Source organism: Nocardioides sp. NPDC057772, from assembly GCF_042798075.1.
GTDB lineage: Bacteria > Actinomycetota > Actinomycetes > Propionibacteriales > Nocardioidaceae > Nocardioides.
In genome coordinates, this window is sequence record NZ_JBHVKN010000010.1 from 1 (window position 1) to 14,379 (window position 14,379).

At 68.0% G+C, this 14,379-nt stretch carries 13 protein-coding genes and 1 tRNA gene; 12 read left to right on the forward strand and 2 right to left on the reverse strand.

Going from position 1 to position 14,379, the window contains the following annotated elements:
- Positions 1 to 508, forward strand: a 508-nt coding sequence (locus ACFVJS_RS03415; RefSeq protein WP_378877482.1) for a maleylpyruvate isomerase family mycothiol-dependent enzyme, incomplete at its 5' end; no start/stop codon positions are given.
- Here ACFVJS_RS03415 and ACFVJS_RS03420 read toward each other — a convergent pair.
- Positions 505 to 1,887 (reverse strand): GntP family permease, encoded by a 1,383-nt coding sequence (locus ACFVJS_RS03420; protein WP_378877484.1) that lies wholly within the window; start codon positions 1,885 to 1,887, stop codon positions 505 to 507. The two genes, ACFVJS_RS03415 and ACFVJS_RS03420, sit on opposite strands and share 4 nt — an antisense overlap.
- 65 nt (positions 1,888 to 1,952) lie before the next feature.
- On the opposite strand from ACFVJS_RS03420, the gene ACFVJS_RS03425 reads away from it, so the two are divergent.
- From ACFVJS_RS03425 to ACFVJS_RS03440, 4 genes are all read left to right on the forward strand, one after another.
- Positions 1,953 to 2,885, forward strand: a complete 933-nt coding sequence (locus ACFVJS_RS03425; protein WP_378877486.1) for a 2-hydroxyacid dehydrogenase — start codon at positions 1,953 to 1,955, stop codon at positions 2,883 to 2,885.
- 85 nt (positions 2,886 to 2,970) lie between these two features.
- Positions 2,971 to 3,780, forward strand: coding sequence for a carbon-nitrogen hydrolase family protein (locus ACFVJS_RS03430; RefSeq protein WP_378877487.1), 810 nt, complete (start codon positions 2,971 to 2,973; stop codon positions 3,778 to 3,780).
- 10 nt (positions 3,781 to 3,790) lie between these two features.
- Positions 3,791 to 5,674, forward strand: coding sequence for a DNA primase (gene dnaG / locus ACFVJS_RS03435; protein ID WP_378877489.1), 1,884 nt, complete (start codon positions 3,791 to 3,793; stop codon positions 5,672 to 5,674).
- A gap of 64 nt (positions 5,675 to 5,738) precedes the next feature.
- Positions 5,739 to 5,814 (forward strand) — tRNA-Asn (locus ACFVJS_RS03440).
- A gap of 498 nt (positions 5,815 to 6,312) precedes the next feature.
- Here ACFVJS_RS03440 and ACFVJS_RS03445 read toward each other — a convergent pair.
- Positions 6,313 to 7,116 carry an IclR family transcriptional regulator C-terminal domain-containing protein gene (locus tag ACFVJS_RS03445; protein WP_378877491.1) on the reverse strand — a complete coding sequence of 268 codons (804 nt, stop codon included), beginning with the start codon at positions 7,114 to 7,116 and terminating at the stop codon, positions 6,313 to 6,315.
- Between the two features lie 195 nt (positions 7,117 to 7,311).
- On the opposite strand from ACFVJS_RS03445, the gene ACFVJS_RS03450 reads away from it, so the two are divergent.
- The 7 genes from ACFVJS_RS03450 to ACFVJS_RS03480 form a co-directional block, all read left to right on the forward strand.
- Entirely contained in the window at positions 7,312 to 8,883 is a 1,572-nt protein-coding gene (locus ACFVJS_RS03450; protein WP_378877493.1) for a bifunctional 3-(3-hydroxy-phenyl)propionate/3-hydroxycinnamic acid hydroxylase, read from the forward strand.
- A gap of 49 nt (positions 8,884 to 8,932) precedes the next feature.
- The gene (locus tag ACFVJS_RS03455; RefSeq protein ID WP_378877495.1) at positions 8,933 to 10,120 is read left to right on the forward strand and encodes an alpha/beta hydrolase family protein; all 1,188 of its coding nucleotides are present in this window, start codon (positions 8,933 to 8,935) and stop codon (positions 10,118 to 10,120) included.
- Positions 10,117 to 11,499, forward strand: a complete 1,383-nt coding sequence (locus ACFVJS_RS03460) for an amidohydrolase family protein (RefSeq protein ID WP_378877497.1) — start codon at positions 10,117 to 10,119, stop codon at positions 11,497 to 11,499. The genes ACFVJS_RS03455 and ACFVJS_RS03460 overlap by 4 nt, the downstream gene beginning before the upstream one ends.
- A gap of 75 nt (positions 11,500 to 11,574) precedes the next feature.
- A complete protein-coding gene (locus ACFVJS_RS03465; RefSeq protein ID WP_378877499.1) occupies positions 11,575 to 12,429 on the forward strand; it encodes a hypothetical protein in 855 nt (284 codons plus the stop codon).
- Positions 12,426 to 12,785 carry a hypothetical protein gene (locus tag ACFVJS_RS03470; protein ID WP_378877501.1) on the forward strand — a complete coding sequence of 120 codons (360 nt, stop codon included), beginning with the start codon at positions 12,426 to 12,428 and terminating at the stop codon, positions 12,783 to 12,785. The genes ACFVJS_RS03465 and ACFVJS_RS03470 overlap by 4 nt, the downstream gene beginning before the upstream one ends.
- 14 nt (positions 12,786 to 12,799) lie before the next feature.
- A complete protein-coding gene (locus ACFVJS_RS03475) occupies positions 12,800 to 14,008 on the forward strand; it encodes a CaiB/BaiF CoA transferase family protein (protein WP_378877503.1) in 1,209 nt (402 codons plus the stop codon).
- Positions 14,005 to 14,379, forward strand: a 375-nt coding sequence (locus ACFVJS_RS03480; protein WP_378877505.1) for a hypothetical protein, incomplete at its 3' end; no start/stop codon positions are given. The genes ACFVJS_RS03475 and ACFVJS_RS03480, both read left to right, overlap by 4 nt.

Consider the following 14,379-nt stretch of genomic DNA (forward strand, 5'->3'; position numbering starts at 1 on the left):
CCTGATCAGCTACGAGGAGGTCGGGCTGGCGGGCTTCATCGGCCGGTTCGCGCGCCAGGGATTCCGGTTCGGGCGGATGAACCAGAGCCGGCTCGAGGAGTTCGGGACCAGGAGCCCCGAGGAGCTGGTCGCCTATGTGCGAGCGCATGCGAAGCCGTCCGGGCCGACTGCGGTTGCGGACGCCCGGATCGGGCTGACCGACGGCCTCATCCATCACCAGGACATCCGTCGCGCGCTCGGAAAACCGCGCACGGTGCCCGCCGAGCGGCTGCTTCCGGTCCTCGGGTTCGCAATGATCGCCCCGCCGCTGCCGGCGAAGCGGAACGGTCAGGGTCTTCGTCTCGTGGCGACCGACGTCGACTGGTCCCACGGGAGCGGTGCCGAGGTCACCGGGCCGGGCGAGGCGCTGCTGATGGCGGTGTGCGGGCGTGCCGACGCGCTCCCGGAGCTCGCCGGTCCGGGGCTCGCGACCCTGGAGAGCCGGGTGCAGGGCCAGGACACGCCCTAGGGGACGACCACCCAGAGCGCCGAGGCGATCACGAAGACCGAGAGGCCGAGGGTGGTCTCCAGGATCGTCCAGGTCTTGAGGGTCGTGATGACGTCCATCCCGAAGAACCGGCTGACCAGCCAGAACCCGGAGTCGTTGACATGGGAGAGGACGGTCGCGCCGGCGGCGATGGCGAAGACGAGCAGGGCGATGTCGAAGCTGCCGAGGCCGGCCGCGGCGACCTGGGCGGAGATCAGGCCGGCGGTGGTGGTCAGCGCGACCGTCGCGGAGCCCTGCGCGACCCGCAGCAGCGTCGCGATCAGGAAGGCCTGCACGATGAGCGACATGCCGAGGTCCGAGAGGGAGGTGGACAGCGCCTCCCCGATGCCGCTGGTGCGCAGCACGCCGCCGAACATCCCGCCGGCGCCGGTGATCAGGATGATCGCACAGATCGGGCCGAGCGCCTGGTCGAGGATCTCGCTCGCACGGCCGATCGGGAAGCGTCCGGGGGCGAGCACCAGGATCGCGACCAGGACGGTGATGAGCAGTGCGACCGGGGTCTGGCCGATGAGCACGAGTGCGCTGGCCCAGGTGGCGTCCTCGCTGACGGTCCCTGCTGCCTGCAGCGTGGTGACGACGGTGTTGAGGCCGATCAGGACCAGGGGCAGGGCCAGGAGGAGGACGACGGTGGCGAAGGACGGGGTCGCGGCCTCGTTCTCGGCGTCCTCGGCGTCGATCGCGAAGACGTTGACCGGCTCCGGGTGGAACCGGGCACCCAGCCTGGTGCCGACGAGGTAGGCGCCCGGGATCCAGGCCAGGACGGCGACCGGTACGCCGATCAGCAGGGTCAGACCGATGTCGCCGCCGAGCTCGGTGGCCGCGGCGACCGGGCCGGGGTGGGGCGGCACGACCGCGTGCATCGCCGCGAAGCTGCCCGCCGTGGGCAGGGCATAGACGAGGATCGAGCCGCCGAAGCGTCGCGCGACCGCGAAGATGATGGGGAGGAAGACGACCAGGCCGGCGTCGAAGAAGATCGGGAACCCGAAGATGAGTGCGGCGACACCGAGCGCGAGCGGCGCACGCTTCTCGCCGAACACGCCGATGAGCGTGTCGGCCAGCACCTGTGCTCCGCCGGTCACCTCCAGCAGGCGTCCCAGCATCACCCCGAACGCCACCAGCAGCGCCACCGAGCCGAGCGTCGCACTGAAGCCGGTCAGCATCGCCGCCGGGACGTCGGCGACCGGGACCCCGGCGGCGACCGCCGTCACCGCGCTGACCAGCACGAGCGAGATGAAGGCGTGCAGCTTGACCTTGGCGATCAGCACGAGGAGTACGACGACCGCGACTGCGGCGATCAGGAGCATCACCCAGGTGGGATGTGCCGGTGCCAGCGGATCCATGGCGGTCACCCTAGCGACGTAGTGTGATTGAGGTCACCCCCACCGGGGTATGAGAGTCTCGCGGGGTGAGCGATCCCCTCGTCTGGCTGCCCTTCGACCCCTCCGAGCTGGGCGAGGTGCCCCAGGGACTGCGCTACGAGCTCTTCGACCACACCCGCTTCGCCGGCTCCCACGTGGAGGTGCCGGACTCGGTCGGTGAGGTGGCCTTCTACCTTCCTCCCTACATGCTGGGCTCGCGGATCTTCGAGGTCGTCAGCCAGATGAAGTCGCTCCAGGTGGTGCAGCTGCTGACCGCGGGCGTCGACGCCGCCCGCGGCCACATCCCCGAGGGCGTGACGCTGTGCAACGGCCGGGGCATCCACGACACCTCGACCGCCGAGCTCGCCCTCACCCTGATCCTCTCCTCACTGCGGGGCATCCCCGGCCACGTACGTCATCAGGACGAGCACGCCTGGCGGCCGGGCTGGTTCCCGTCGCTGGCCGACAAGCGGGTCCTGATCCTGGGCTACGGAGCGATCGGCCGAGCCATCGAGGCGCGGCTGTTGCCGTTCGAGACCGAGGTCGTCCGGGTCGCCCGGACCGCCCGCGACGGCGTGCACGGCTTCGACGAGCTCGACGCGCTGCTGCCCGAGGCCGACGTCGTCGTGCTGGTCACGCCGCTGACCGACGAGACCCGGGGTCTGGTCGACCGGGCGTTCCTGGGACGGCTCAAGGACGGCGCGCTGCTCGTCAACGTCGCCCGCGGAGGCGTCGTCGTCACCGACGACCTGGTCGCCGAGCTCGCGACCGAGCGCATCCACGCGGCCATCGACGTCGCCGAGACCGAGCCGCTCCCGGCCGAGAGCCCGTTGTGGAGCTCGCCCAACCTGCTCATCACACCGCACGTCGGCGGCGCGTCGAGCGCGATGTGGCCGCGCGCCTACCGGGTCGTCCGCGAGCAGCTCGAGCGGTTCGCCGCCGGGGAGCCGCTGGCGAATGTGATGTCGGGTGACTATTGAGATAGTCCAGGGAGTTTCCGTCGGTTACTGGCCAGTAGAACGACGGAAACTCCCTGGACTATCCCCCCCAGATAGGGTCGGCACCGTGCTTAACGTGGCAGTCGTCCAGGACACAGCCGTACCAGGTGACCTGATCGCCAACGTCGCGACCGCGGCAGGGCGGGTCCGCGAGGCGGCCGCGAGAGGGGCCCGGCTGGTGGCGCTGCCGGAGACGTTCACCACCTCGTGGGACCTCGAGGCCTTCGACGGTCCGCTGCCCTCGCTCGACGACACCACCTGGCTCGCGCCGGCACAGGCCGCGGTGGACGAGACCGGCGCGGTGCTCGTGCTCAACTCGCCCCTTGCCCGAGCCGGAGACGGGCGACGGGCGATCACCAGCCTGATCATCGCACCGGGGGAGGAGCCGGTCGCGGCGTACGACAAACAGCACCTCTACCCACCCGAGCGCGAGCGCTTCGAGCCCGGCGAGCACGGCACCACGATCGAGATCGACGGCGTCCGGGTGGCGCTGTCGGTCTGCTACGACGCCAACTTCCCCGAGCACGCCGCTGCGGCAGCCGCCGACGGCGCGATCGTCTACCTCAACACCGGCGCCTACTTCCCCGGCGGCGGTCACCGTCGCGACCTGCACTACGCCGCCCGGGCGCTGGACAACTCGATGTACGTCGCCTTCGCCGGCCTTGTCGGCGGGTCGCTCGGCTTCATCGGCGGCTCGGCCGTCTACGACCCGCTCGGCCGGCCGATCGAGCGCCTCGACGACGCCACCGCGGGCATGGTCGTCGCCACGATCGACCCGGCGGAGGTGGCGCGCGTCCGCGACGACCAACGGATGTGGGCCGACCACCGCGCCGACCTCGGACCGAGGCGTACGCTGCCCATCGCCGCCGCCCCGTAGGATTCACCTCGTGGCGGGCCGCATCAAGGAGACGAGCATCCAGGAGGTGCGCGAGAAGGCGCGCTTGGACGACATCGTCTCCCAGTACGTCACGCTCCGCCGTGCAGGCCCCGGCACCTTCAAGGGCCTGTGCCCGTTCCACGACGAGAAGTCGCCGTCCTTCAACGTGAACCCGAGTCGCGGGTTCTACAAGTGCTTCGGCTGCGGCGAGGGCGGCGACGTCATCGACTTCGTGATGAAGCTCGACGGACTCAGCTTCTTCGAGGCGGTCGAGCGGCTCGGCGACAAGGTCGGCGTGCAGGTCCAGCGCGAGGAGGGCGACGAGGCGCCGGTCCGGCGGGGTCCTGGCCGCGGCAAGCTGGTCGAGGCCCACAAGGTCGCCGCCGAGTTCTACGCCGAGCAGCTGCTGACCCCGGACGCGGTGGTCGCACGCCAGTTCCTCGCCGAGAAGGGCTTCGACCGCGACGCCGCGCTGCACTTCGGCGTCGGCTTCTCGCCGCGCGGGGGAGAGGACCTCTACCGTCACCTGCGTGCGCGCGGGTTCTCCGACGAGGAGGTCGTCACCGCCGGCCTGGTGGCGCAGGGCCGGTCGCACTACGACCGGTTCCGCGGCCGGCTGATGTGGCCGATCCGGGAGTCGGGCGGCGACGTCATCGGCTTCGGCGCGCGCCGGCTCTTCGACGACGACCGCATCGAGGCGAAATACCTCAACACCTCCGAGACGCCGATCTACAAGAAGTCCCACGTCCTCTACGGCATCGACCTCGCCCGCAAGGAGATGGCCCGCACCCGAGAGGCGGTCATCGTGGAGGGCTACACCGACGTGATGGCCTGCCACCTCGCCGGCGTCACCACTGCGGTCGCCACCTGTGGCACCGCCTTCGGTGACGACCACGCCAAGGTCCTGCGCCGGTTCATCTCCGACGACCAGCAGCTGCGCGGCGCGGTCGTGTTCACCTTCGACGGTGACGCCGCCGGCCAGGCTGCCGCGCTGAAGGCGTTCAAGGGCGACGGCAACTTCACCTCGCAGACCTACGTCGCCGTCGAGCCCGACGGCCTCGACCCCAACGACCTGCGGATCAAGAAGGGCGACGAGGCGGTCCGCGAGCTGCTCGCCAACCGCGTCCCGCTCTATGAGTTCGTGCTGCGCAACATCGCCTCCAAGTACGACCTCGACCGTGCCGACGGCCGCATCGACGCCTTGCGCGAAGCGGCGCCGCTGGTCGCCTCCGTGCGTGACGAGTCCAAGAAGATGGGCTTCACCCGCGACCTGGCCCGGTTCGTCGGTGTCGACCCGGACGAGGCCGCCCGAGAGGTACGCCGCGCCCCCGGCCGCCCGGCGCCGTCGGCCGCTCCGCCCCGGCGTGAGGCGGTCGCTTCTCGGGAGGTGCCCTCAGCACCCCGCCGCCCGCCCATGCCGCACCCGCGCGAGCCCCGCTTCGCGGTCGAACGCGAGACCCTGAAGCTCTTCGTGCAGCACCCCGTCGCCTTGGGCCGCACCACCGGCGAGATCACCCCCGAGGCCTTCACCCACCCCCTCTACCGGGCGCTGTGGGAGATCATCGCCGGCCTCGGCGGACCCGGTGCCGGCACCGGCGACGCCGGCTGGGCCCAGAAGCTCGCCGCAGCGGCCTCGGACCCGCTCGTCAACCGCATCCTCGCCGAGCTCGCCGTGGAGCCGATCCCGTCGGCGAAGGAGCCCGACTCGGCGTACGTCCTGCAATACGTCGTACGCCTCCTCGAGCTCCTCGACCAGCGCCGCATCGCCGAGGTGAAGAGCCGTCTGCAGCGCTCCGACGCGGCCGCCGACCCTGAGGCCTACAACCGTCTTTTCGCCCAGCTCGCCGCCCTCGAGCAGCACCGTCGCGGCCTCCGCGATCTGGTCGCCGAATGAGGGCCTCCCGATTTCCGATCGTCGCCGCCGGGTTGCTAAGGTTTCACCGCGCCGCAAGGAGCATTCCCCGATAGCTCAATTGGCAGAGCATTCGGCTGTTAACCGGAGGGTTGTTGGTTCGAGTCCAACTCGGGGAGCCAGAACAGAGCCGCTGATCAGGCGAGACGCCAGGGTCAGCGGCTCTCGTCATTTCGATCCAAGGCCGATTCTCCCGGAGGTCATCCGGTATTGGGCCCAGGGTGAACTCGTTGACGAACTTCTCAAGCGTCTTGGCGACCTTCGGGGCCGGCCCGCGGGCCCTCGCTCACTTCATCGACACCCGGACGAGCCGCTTCAGTCGTCCGACGTTGAGATCAAGTTGGGTACTCATCAAGCGAGGGATGAACGCCACGAGTGAACTGTCGCCGATGGAGAGGTTCGCACGAGCATGGTCATGCTCCTCCGAGGCCGCTTCGCCGTGCGCTTCCCCATGGCGAACAAGAGATGAAGCGCGAACATAACGCTCACGCTCATTATGGTGTTGGGGGGACGTGCTCCGGAGTAACGAGGTTCTGAGAGTATTCGGTGTAGTTCGGCGGTGCGGTGACGAGTCTCAGACCGGGTCGCCAACCGGGAATCTTGCGGAAGTGCCGGCATCCTCATGGCTTGACCTCTAGGAGCGGCAGTGAGCTGATTTTGGCCCAGTCGGAACTGATGGCAGCAGCAGTCGCCAAGAGTCGCGGGAGGTGCTCGTCCACCAGGACCTCCGTGGGTGTCTCCGCGGCGTGAACCGTGACGTTGACTGCCGCGCAGGTCTTTCCCGACCCATCCCTGATCGGCGCGGCCACGGACCGGATCCCCGGTGCGAGCTGTTCGTCTGTGAGGGCCCAACCTTGGGCGCGGACCCTGCGGAGCTCATCGAGGAGCTCGGGGAGATCGGGCTTCCAGCGAGATTCGATTCCTGAGCGGGTTGGCTCTGCGAGCACGGCGGACACCTCGTCTTCGGGGAGTCCGGCGAGCAACACCTTGCCCAACGAGGTGGCAGGGGCGGGGAACTTCGTGCCGATACGCACGACGAGGGCGATGAGCTTTGGAACAGCAACACGAGCGACGTAGACGATGTCGGAGCCGTCGAGCTGTGCAACCGAGCTCGACTCGTGGGTCTGGCTGACGAGCCGTTGCAGGTGGGGGCGAGTGAGGTCCCAGATGTCGGCTTGCTGGATGTAGCTCATCCCCAGTTCGAGGACCCGAGGGGTCAGGGCAAAGCCGCTGCCGGTGCTGCGGACATAGCCCAGGGTCTCAAGGGTGTAGAGGATCCGGGATGCCGTGGGTCGGGCCAGTCCTGCGGCGGTCGCCAGCTCTGTCAGCGACATCGATGGATTCGCCGGGTCGAACGCGCGAATCAGGTCCAGCCCTCGGGCGACTGCCTCGACGAAGTTGGGGTTGCTGTCTCGCCGTGCCATGTCTTGCTCCTTCTCCGCCCCGGGATTGTCGTCGGCCATTCTACGCGCGCTGTCCGCTCTGCGGACAAAACTCCACTTCCTTCACCATGGGCACCTGAGTGCCTTGACCGGAGTGGCGACCGTCACAGATTGTTGAGGCATCGACCTGGATGACCGGCAAGCGGATGGTTGTCCGAAGAACGAGGAGTTTGCATCATGGACCAGTACGACGTCGTCGTCATCGGATACGGGCCCTGCGGCCAGATGGCGAGTCTTCAGCTCGCGCAGGCCGGGCACCGGGTGATCGCGCTGGAGCGGCACCCACAGCTGTACGGCCTCTCGCGCGCCGGCCATGTCGACGACGAGATCATGCGCACACTGCAGCGCGTCGGTGCCGGTGAGGAGTTCCGCGAGGACGCGGTGGCGTGGGAGCTCTACGACATGCGCAACAAAGCCCATGGCGGCGACCTGCTGATGAGTCTGGACTGGTCGCAGATCGGGCCGCACGGCTTCCGCGGTCACTGGATCTTCTACCAGAACAATCTGGAGCTGGCGCTCGACCACCGGGTGCGAGCACTGGACAACGTCGAGGTTCACATGAACCACGAGGTCATCGAGATCGACCAGGACGTCGATGGCGTTGTGGTCCGCTACCGCGACCGCAAGAGCGGATCGGAGCACACGATCCGAGCCGCCTACGCGGTTGCCGCCGACGGGGCGAACAGCTTTGTTCGCGAGCGGCTCGGCATCAAGACCACCGAAGGGAACCTCGGCCCCCTGCAGTTGGTCATCGACACCGTCCAGAAGCGGGACCTGCAGTTCGAGTTCGACAACGGCCAGTTCGCTGACCCCGAGCGACCGGGCTGCCTGTTCCAGCTCGGCAAGTCCCACCGCCGCTGGGAGTTCACCCTTCTGCCTGACGAGAAGCCGGAGGACTTCACCCTCGACCGTGTCTGGGAGCTTCTCGAACCCTGGGTCACGCCGGAGGACGTCGAGGTCATCCGCCACCCCGTCTACCAGTTCCGCGAGTCCATGACCGACGAGTGGCGCCGCGACCGAATCTTCCTGATCGGCGACGCGGCTCACATCCTGTGGCCGTTCGCCGGCGAGGGCATGTGCAACGGTCTTCGTGACGCTTCTGCGCTGTCCTGGCGCCTCGATCTGGTGCTGCGCGGTCTCGCTGACGCGAGCGTCCTCGACTCCTACGAAGGCGACCGCAAGCCCAACATGCAGGGCTGGACCGACCTGTCTCGCGAGATCGGCCTGCCCTGCATCATCACCGACCCCGAGGCAGCAGCCCAGCGCGACCAGTTCCTGATGGCCGCAATGAAGGACCCGAGCCTGATGCCGCCGTGGCCGGCACTTCCCGGCCCGACAGCGTTCTCCCGGACCGGTGACCCGCTCGCCGGCGCTCCGGCAGTCCAAGGACAGGTCAGCAAGGGTGACAAGGTCGGCCTCTTCGACGACGTCGTGGGCCGTGGCTTCCAGCTAATCGCCATCGACTCGGCAGTGCTCGATGACCTGTCGGCCGACAACTGCGAGTTCCTCGACAGCATCGGCGCCACCATCGCCTCGGTCGGCAAAGACCAGGCTGCCACCGTCAACGATGAGGAAGGCACCTACGCGACCTGGTTCGCCGAGCACGGTCGTGTCGCGGTCCTCGCACGCCCCGACTTCTACCTGTGGGGCTCCGCGTCCGACGCCAGCGACGTCAACACCTTGATCGACGACTTCCGTTCCGCTCTCTCCGGGAGCCCGGTGCCTGCTGCCACCGCGGTGACGTCCTGATCCATCTGGGCACGCAACACCACGAACGAGTCGAGAGGAACCAGCACCGATGAGCACGCGATCGCAGGACGCCGCAGGTGCGACGACACCCGTGTGGAAGGCCGCCGCTGAAGCTCACAAACGAGCGATGCCGCTGCAGCGCCTGACGGGCAACGGCATGGACTATGCAGACGTCATCGCGCTCTACGCCGCGGTCGACGAAGGCACTCCCTGGGAGGACGCTGCGCAAGCCCTCGGTGATCGCAACGTGGCCCGCGCTGAGGAAGCCATGGCCGCCGGGCACCTGGCCACGGCCCGGTCATGGTGGTTGGCGGCCTCGTGCTGCTATCGAGTCGGTCAGGTCGTGCTCGAGGATGGCTCGCGCAAGCGAGAGATCTTCACCGAGATGATGAAGTGCTATCGCCGGGCCGGCGAGCTGGCCGACCCGCCCGTCGAGCACCTGCACATCCCGTACGCCGGCGGCCAGCTCGGTGGCTGGCTAGCCCTCCCACCCGGCGAGCGCGACCCGTCTCGGCCTGCTCCCATCGTGATCATCTTCGGCGGCTTCGACGGCTGGCGGGAGGAGTACCACGTCGGTGCGACCTACCTCCAGCAGCGCGGCATCGCCACCCTGTTGCTGGATGGTCCCGGACAGGGTGAGAGCCGCCTCTTCGGTGGTCTTGTCCTTGACGAGGAATTCGCCAAGGCATTCAGCACGGTAATCGACCATCTCGACAACGATCCCCGGGTGGGCGAGGTGGGGATCTGGGGCAACTCCATGGGCGGTTACCTGGCCGCCGCAGTCGCCACCGCTGATAACCGGATCAAGGCATGCTGCGTCAACGGCGGCACAGTCCGCCCGGCCGAGATCCTCGACCGCTACCCGCGCTTCACCGCAAAGGTTCGCCCGCTCCTCGGCATCGACGACCCTCAAGCCGCGACCGCAGCCATGGAGGCATTCGTCCTGACGCGCGAAGACCTCGCACACCTGACCTGCCCGCTGCTGGTCTTGCACGGCACTCCCGACCAGGTCTTCCTCGTCGAGAACGCCCGCCAGCTCTACGAGCACGCCGCCAGCGATGACAAGACCTGGCGTGAGTGGGCCGACGGCGACCACTGCATCTACAACCACTCCCACGAGAAGCACACCGTCGTGGCGGACTGGTTTGCCGACCACCTCAACACCCATCACTCGAGCCACGGCGCCACCCCCTTCGACCCGACGATCGACAACGCACACGCAGGAGACCGCTCATGAACAACACCACCCACCAGCCCGAACCCAGGCAGCCTGTCCCGAGCGGCGACATCCTCATCAAGGGCGCCCACCTGCTCACCCAGGACCCCGAGCTCGGCGAGCTCGTCGGCGACATTCACATCGTCGACGGCAAGATCGCCGCGATCGGCACCGACCTCCAAGCCGATGACGCCACGGTCATCGACGGCACCGACCGAGCCGTTCTTCCCGGCTTCATCGACACCCACCGTCACACCTGGCAGGGCGCAGTACGCCAGACCGGTATCGGCTGGGACTTCGCTGCCTACCGCCAGTACATCCAGCTGACCTGGGGTCCGGAGTACACCCCCAACGACGTCTACGTCGGGAACCTCATCGGAGCGCTCGGCGCACTCGATGCGGGCATCACCACGCTCCGCGACGAGTCCCACATCCAAAACAGCCCGGCGCACTCAGATCAGGCGGTCGCGGCCCTCCAGGCCTCCGGCATCCGCGGAGTCTTCGCCTACGGCTGGCCCTCGATCGACTCGAACAAGTGGATGCTGCGCGGGGAGGCAACCCATCCCGACGACATCCGCAGGGTTCGCGAGGAACTGCTTCCCGACGACAACGCCCTGGTCACGCTCCAGGCCATGCTCCGCGGCCCCGAGCTGTCCACCACCGAGGTCACCGCCAAGGACATCGCGCTGGCACGTGACCTCGGCATTCGCTCCAGCATGCACGTCGGCAACGGCCCCTGGGGGCCGCAGTTCCGCGGCATCGGTTCCCTGGGCGAGGCTGGCCTGCTCGACGATGACCTGCTGTTCATCCACTGCTGCACCTCCGACGACGAGGAACTGAAGATGCTGGCCGACAGCGGCGCCCACGCCTCGGTCTCAGCCGCGATCGAGGCTGTACTGCCCGGCCTCGGGGCCCCGGCCACCGGCCGGCTGCTCAAGTTCGGCATCCGCCCCAGCCTCAGCATCGATACCGAAGCCACGGTCGCCGGCGACATGTTCAACGTCATGCGCGCCGCGCTGAGCTCCCACGGACTCGGAATCACCTTCGACCCCGACACCTACGGCGAACTGCCCTCCTTCACGCCGCGCGATCTGCTGGAGTTCGCCACCATCGCCGGAGCGAAGGCCTCCGGCCTCGATGACCGCACCGGCAGCCTGACGGTCGGCAAGGACGCCGACCTCATCGTGTTCCGCCTCGACGAGTTCACCACCGTACCCAGCGCCGACATCCCTGCGTCCATCGTCGGCGCCGGACACCCCGGGAACATCGAGACCGTGCTGGTCGCAGGTAAGGCCGCCAAGTGGAACGGCCGCCTCACCCACCCCGACCTCGACCACATCCGCGCCCAGGGCGAAGAGTCCCGCGACCGCCTGCTCGCCACCCCACTGGTCGAAGGCTGACCCGGATCCGTGCACGAAATGCCCACCGAAACGACCGCCTGAACCAGGCAGGAACGGAACAACACCATGGCGACAGTGTGTGCAGTCATCGCATCGACGCACCACCCGTTCTACTACCGCGCCAGCACCGCGACCGGCGTCGACCGGCCCCCATTCGCTGACGAATGGGTGTCCAAGATCGAGTCCTTCCGCGAAACCCTGACCAAGGCCAAGCCCGACGTGCTGGTCATGGTCGGCAGCGACCACTTCCACCAACTGTGGCTGGACAACATGCCCCAGTTCCTCGTCGGCAAGGCGCCCTTCTACGACGCCAACTGGTACAACGAGGAGCGCGAGTTCGGGCTGCCGAAGATGACGCTGGCCGGCCAAGAAGACCTCTCGGCGCACCTGCTGCGCAAGGGCCTGGACTCAGGTTTCGATCTGGCATTCAGCAACGAGCTGCGCATCGACCACTCGATCACCTGCCCCATCATCACGCTGCGGCCCGAGGCCGACCTGCCGATCGTGCCGATCTACACCAACATCTTCGCACCGCCCCTGCCGCAGCCGAAGCGGTTCATCCAGCTCGGTCAGACCATCCGCGAGATCATCGACTCCTGGCCCGAGAACCTCCGCGTCGCCGTCATCGGCACCGGACACCTCTCCCTCGAGCTCGGCGGCCCCCGCCAATTCGGCGACCACGGCCCCGACCCGGAGTTCGACCGCCGCGCCGTGGACTGGATCGCCAACGGCGACTTCGACGGCTGCCTGTCCCAGGTGAGCCTGGACAGCCTCCACCTGCCAGGCAATGCCACCCACGGCTTCATGGACTTCATGCTCATGATGGGTGTCGCCGGCGAGAACGTGAGGGCCGACTACGTCGACACCCTCGACCTCTTCCACACCATGGAGGCCTACTTCACCTGGTACCCCGAAGGGAGCCTGGCGTGAGCAAGTACCTGCTGAACAAGTTCCTGTTCACCATCGACCGCGACCCCGAGCTCGTCGAGCGATACCGCAACGAGCCGCGGGCAACCGTCGAGTGGTGGGAGGCTGAAGAAGCCAACCGCATCCTCAACTGCATCAGCGAGGAGCGCAGCACCTGGCTGAAGTTCGACGACATCGAACGCGAAGCGCTGGCCACCCACGACTACGTGACGCTCTTCGAGCGCGGCGCCCACCCATTCCTCACCCTGACGCTGTTCATCGCGCTCTTCGAGCGTGACCACCCACCGCTGGGATTCCAAAAGGAGTACGCCGAACGCCTCGGCCACTTCTCTATGCCCTACCCCGACATCGCGACGTGACCTCGGAGAATCCCATGAACCAGACCACCCAGACTCAGCCCACAGCGGCCACTCGCGGGCCGCTGCACGGCATCGTCATCGCCGACTTCTCCCGTGTCCTGGCGGGGCCGTACGCCACCATGCTGCTCGCGGACCTCGGCGCCGAGGTGATCAAAGTCGAAGGACCCTCTGGCGATGACACCCGCCACTGGGTTCCCCCGACCCGCGACGAGGTCGGCACCTACTACCTGGCTATCAACCGCAACAAGCGCTCCATCGTGCTCGACCTGAAGGACGAGGACGACCTGCACGTCGCCCACGACCTCTCGGCCCGAGCCGACGTGTTCATCCAGAACTTCAAGCCCGGCGGCCTGGAACGCTTCGGCCTCGACTACGACTCCGTCGCCGCACGAAACCCGGGCAGCGTCTACTGCTCCATCAGCGGGTTCGGCGACGCCGGTGGCCGCCACCTGCCCGGCTACGACCTCCTCGTCCAGGCCATGTCGGGGCTGATGAGCCTGACCGGCGACCCCGACGGGCCACCCTTCCGCGCCGGGATCTCGGTCTTCGACGTCATGACCGGCCTGCACTCCGCGATCGGGATCCTCGCCGCGCTGCGCCACCGCGACAGCACCGGCCAAGGCCAGCACGTGGAGACCAACCTGCTCTCCAGCGCGATGTCGTCGCTGGTGAACCAGACCTCCGCCTACGTCGCCGGAGACTTCGTACCGCACCGGATGGGCAACGCCCACCTCAGCCTCTTCCCCTACGAGCCCATGCCAACCGGAGACGGCGAGCTCATCATCGCCGCCGGCAACGACAGCCAGTTCCGCAAGCTCGTCGCCGAGCTCGGCGCACCCGACCTCGGCGAGGACGAACGGTTCGCCACCGTCGGCAACCGCAACGACCGCCGCGAGGAATTGCGCCCCCTGCTGCTCGAGCTGCTCTCCGCGAAGTCGGCCCAGGAGTGGTTCGACCAGCTCAGCGCCGCCGGCGTCCCCTGCGGCCCGATCAACGACATCCGCGGCGGCGTCGAGCTGGCCGACCGCCTCGGCCTCGAACCCGTCGTCGAGATCGACGGCATCCCGACCGTGCGCAACCCGATCAAGATGTCGCACTCCACGGTTCGCTACGACCTCGCTCCACCAGCCCTCGATAGCGACAGCGAATGGGTCCGCCGCTTCCTCGATGACCACGCCCGGTCTGTGGAGATGCGCACCCGCGACGAAAGGCACTCTGCATGACCGACTCCACCTATCCGACCTCTCTCGGCGTCAGCACAGTCGAGACGATCTCACTCATGGGCCAAGACCTTTCCGAAGACCTCATCGGCAAAGTGTCGTTCGGCGAACTCGCGTACCGGCTCATCACGCTCCGCGAACCGACCCCTGGGGAGGGCGCGATGTTCAACGCCGTACTCGTCGCCCTCGCCGACCACGGCTTCACCCCGACGGCCATCGCAGCACGCCTCACCTGGCTCAGCGCCCCCGACGCCATCCAAGGAGCCCTAGCCTCCGGGCTGCTCGGCGGCGGCTCACGGTTCCTCGGCGTCAGCGAGGACACCGGAAAGTTCCTAGGCGACGCCATCCTCGCTGCCGAGAAAGACAACCAGCTA

What these genes read in the sequence shown, in the direction of transcription:
- ACFVJS_RS03420 (WP_378877484.1), bottom strand. Translation starts at nt 1,887, where the DNA reads ATGGATCCGCTGGCACCGGCACATCCCACCTGGGTGATGCTCCTGATC.
- ACFVJS_RS03445 (WP_378877491.1), bottom strand. Translation starts at nt 7,116, where the DNA reads ATGGCACGGCGAGACAGCAACCCCAACTTCGTCGAGGCAGTCGCCCGA.
- ACFVJS_RS03450 (WP_378877493.1), top strand. Translation starts at nt 7,312, where the DNA reads ATGGACCAGTACGACGTCGTCGTCATCGGATACGGGCCCTGCGGCCAG.
- ACFVJS_RS03455 (WP_378877495.1), top strand. Translation starts at nt 8,933, where the DNA reads ATGAGCACGCGATCGCAGGACGCCGCAGGTGCGACGACACCCGTGTGG.
- ACFVJS_RS03460 (WP_378877497.1), top strand. Translation starts at nt 10,117, where the DNA reads ATGAACAACACCACCCACCAGCCCGAACCCAGGCAGCCTGTCCCGAGC.
- ACFVJS_RS03475 (WP_378877503.1), top strand. Translation starts at nt 12,800, where the DNA reads ATGAACCAGACCACCCAGACTCAGCCCACAGCGGCCACTCGCGGGCCG.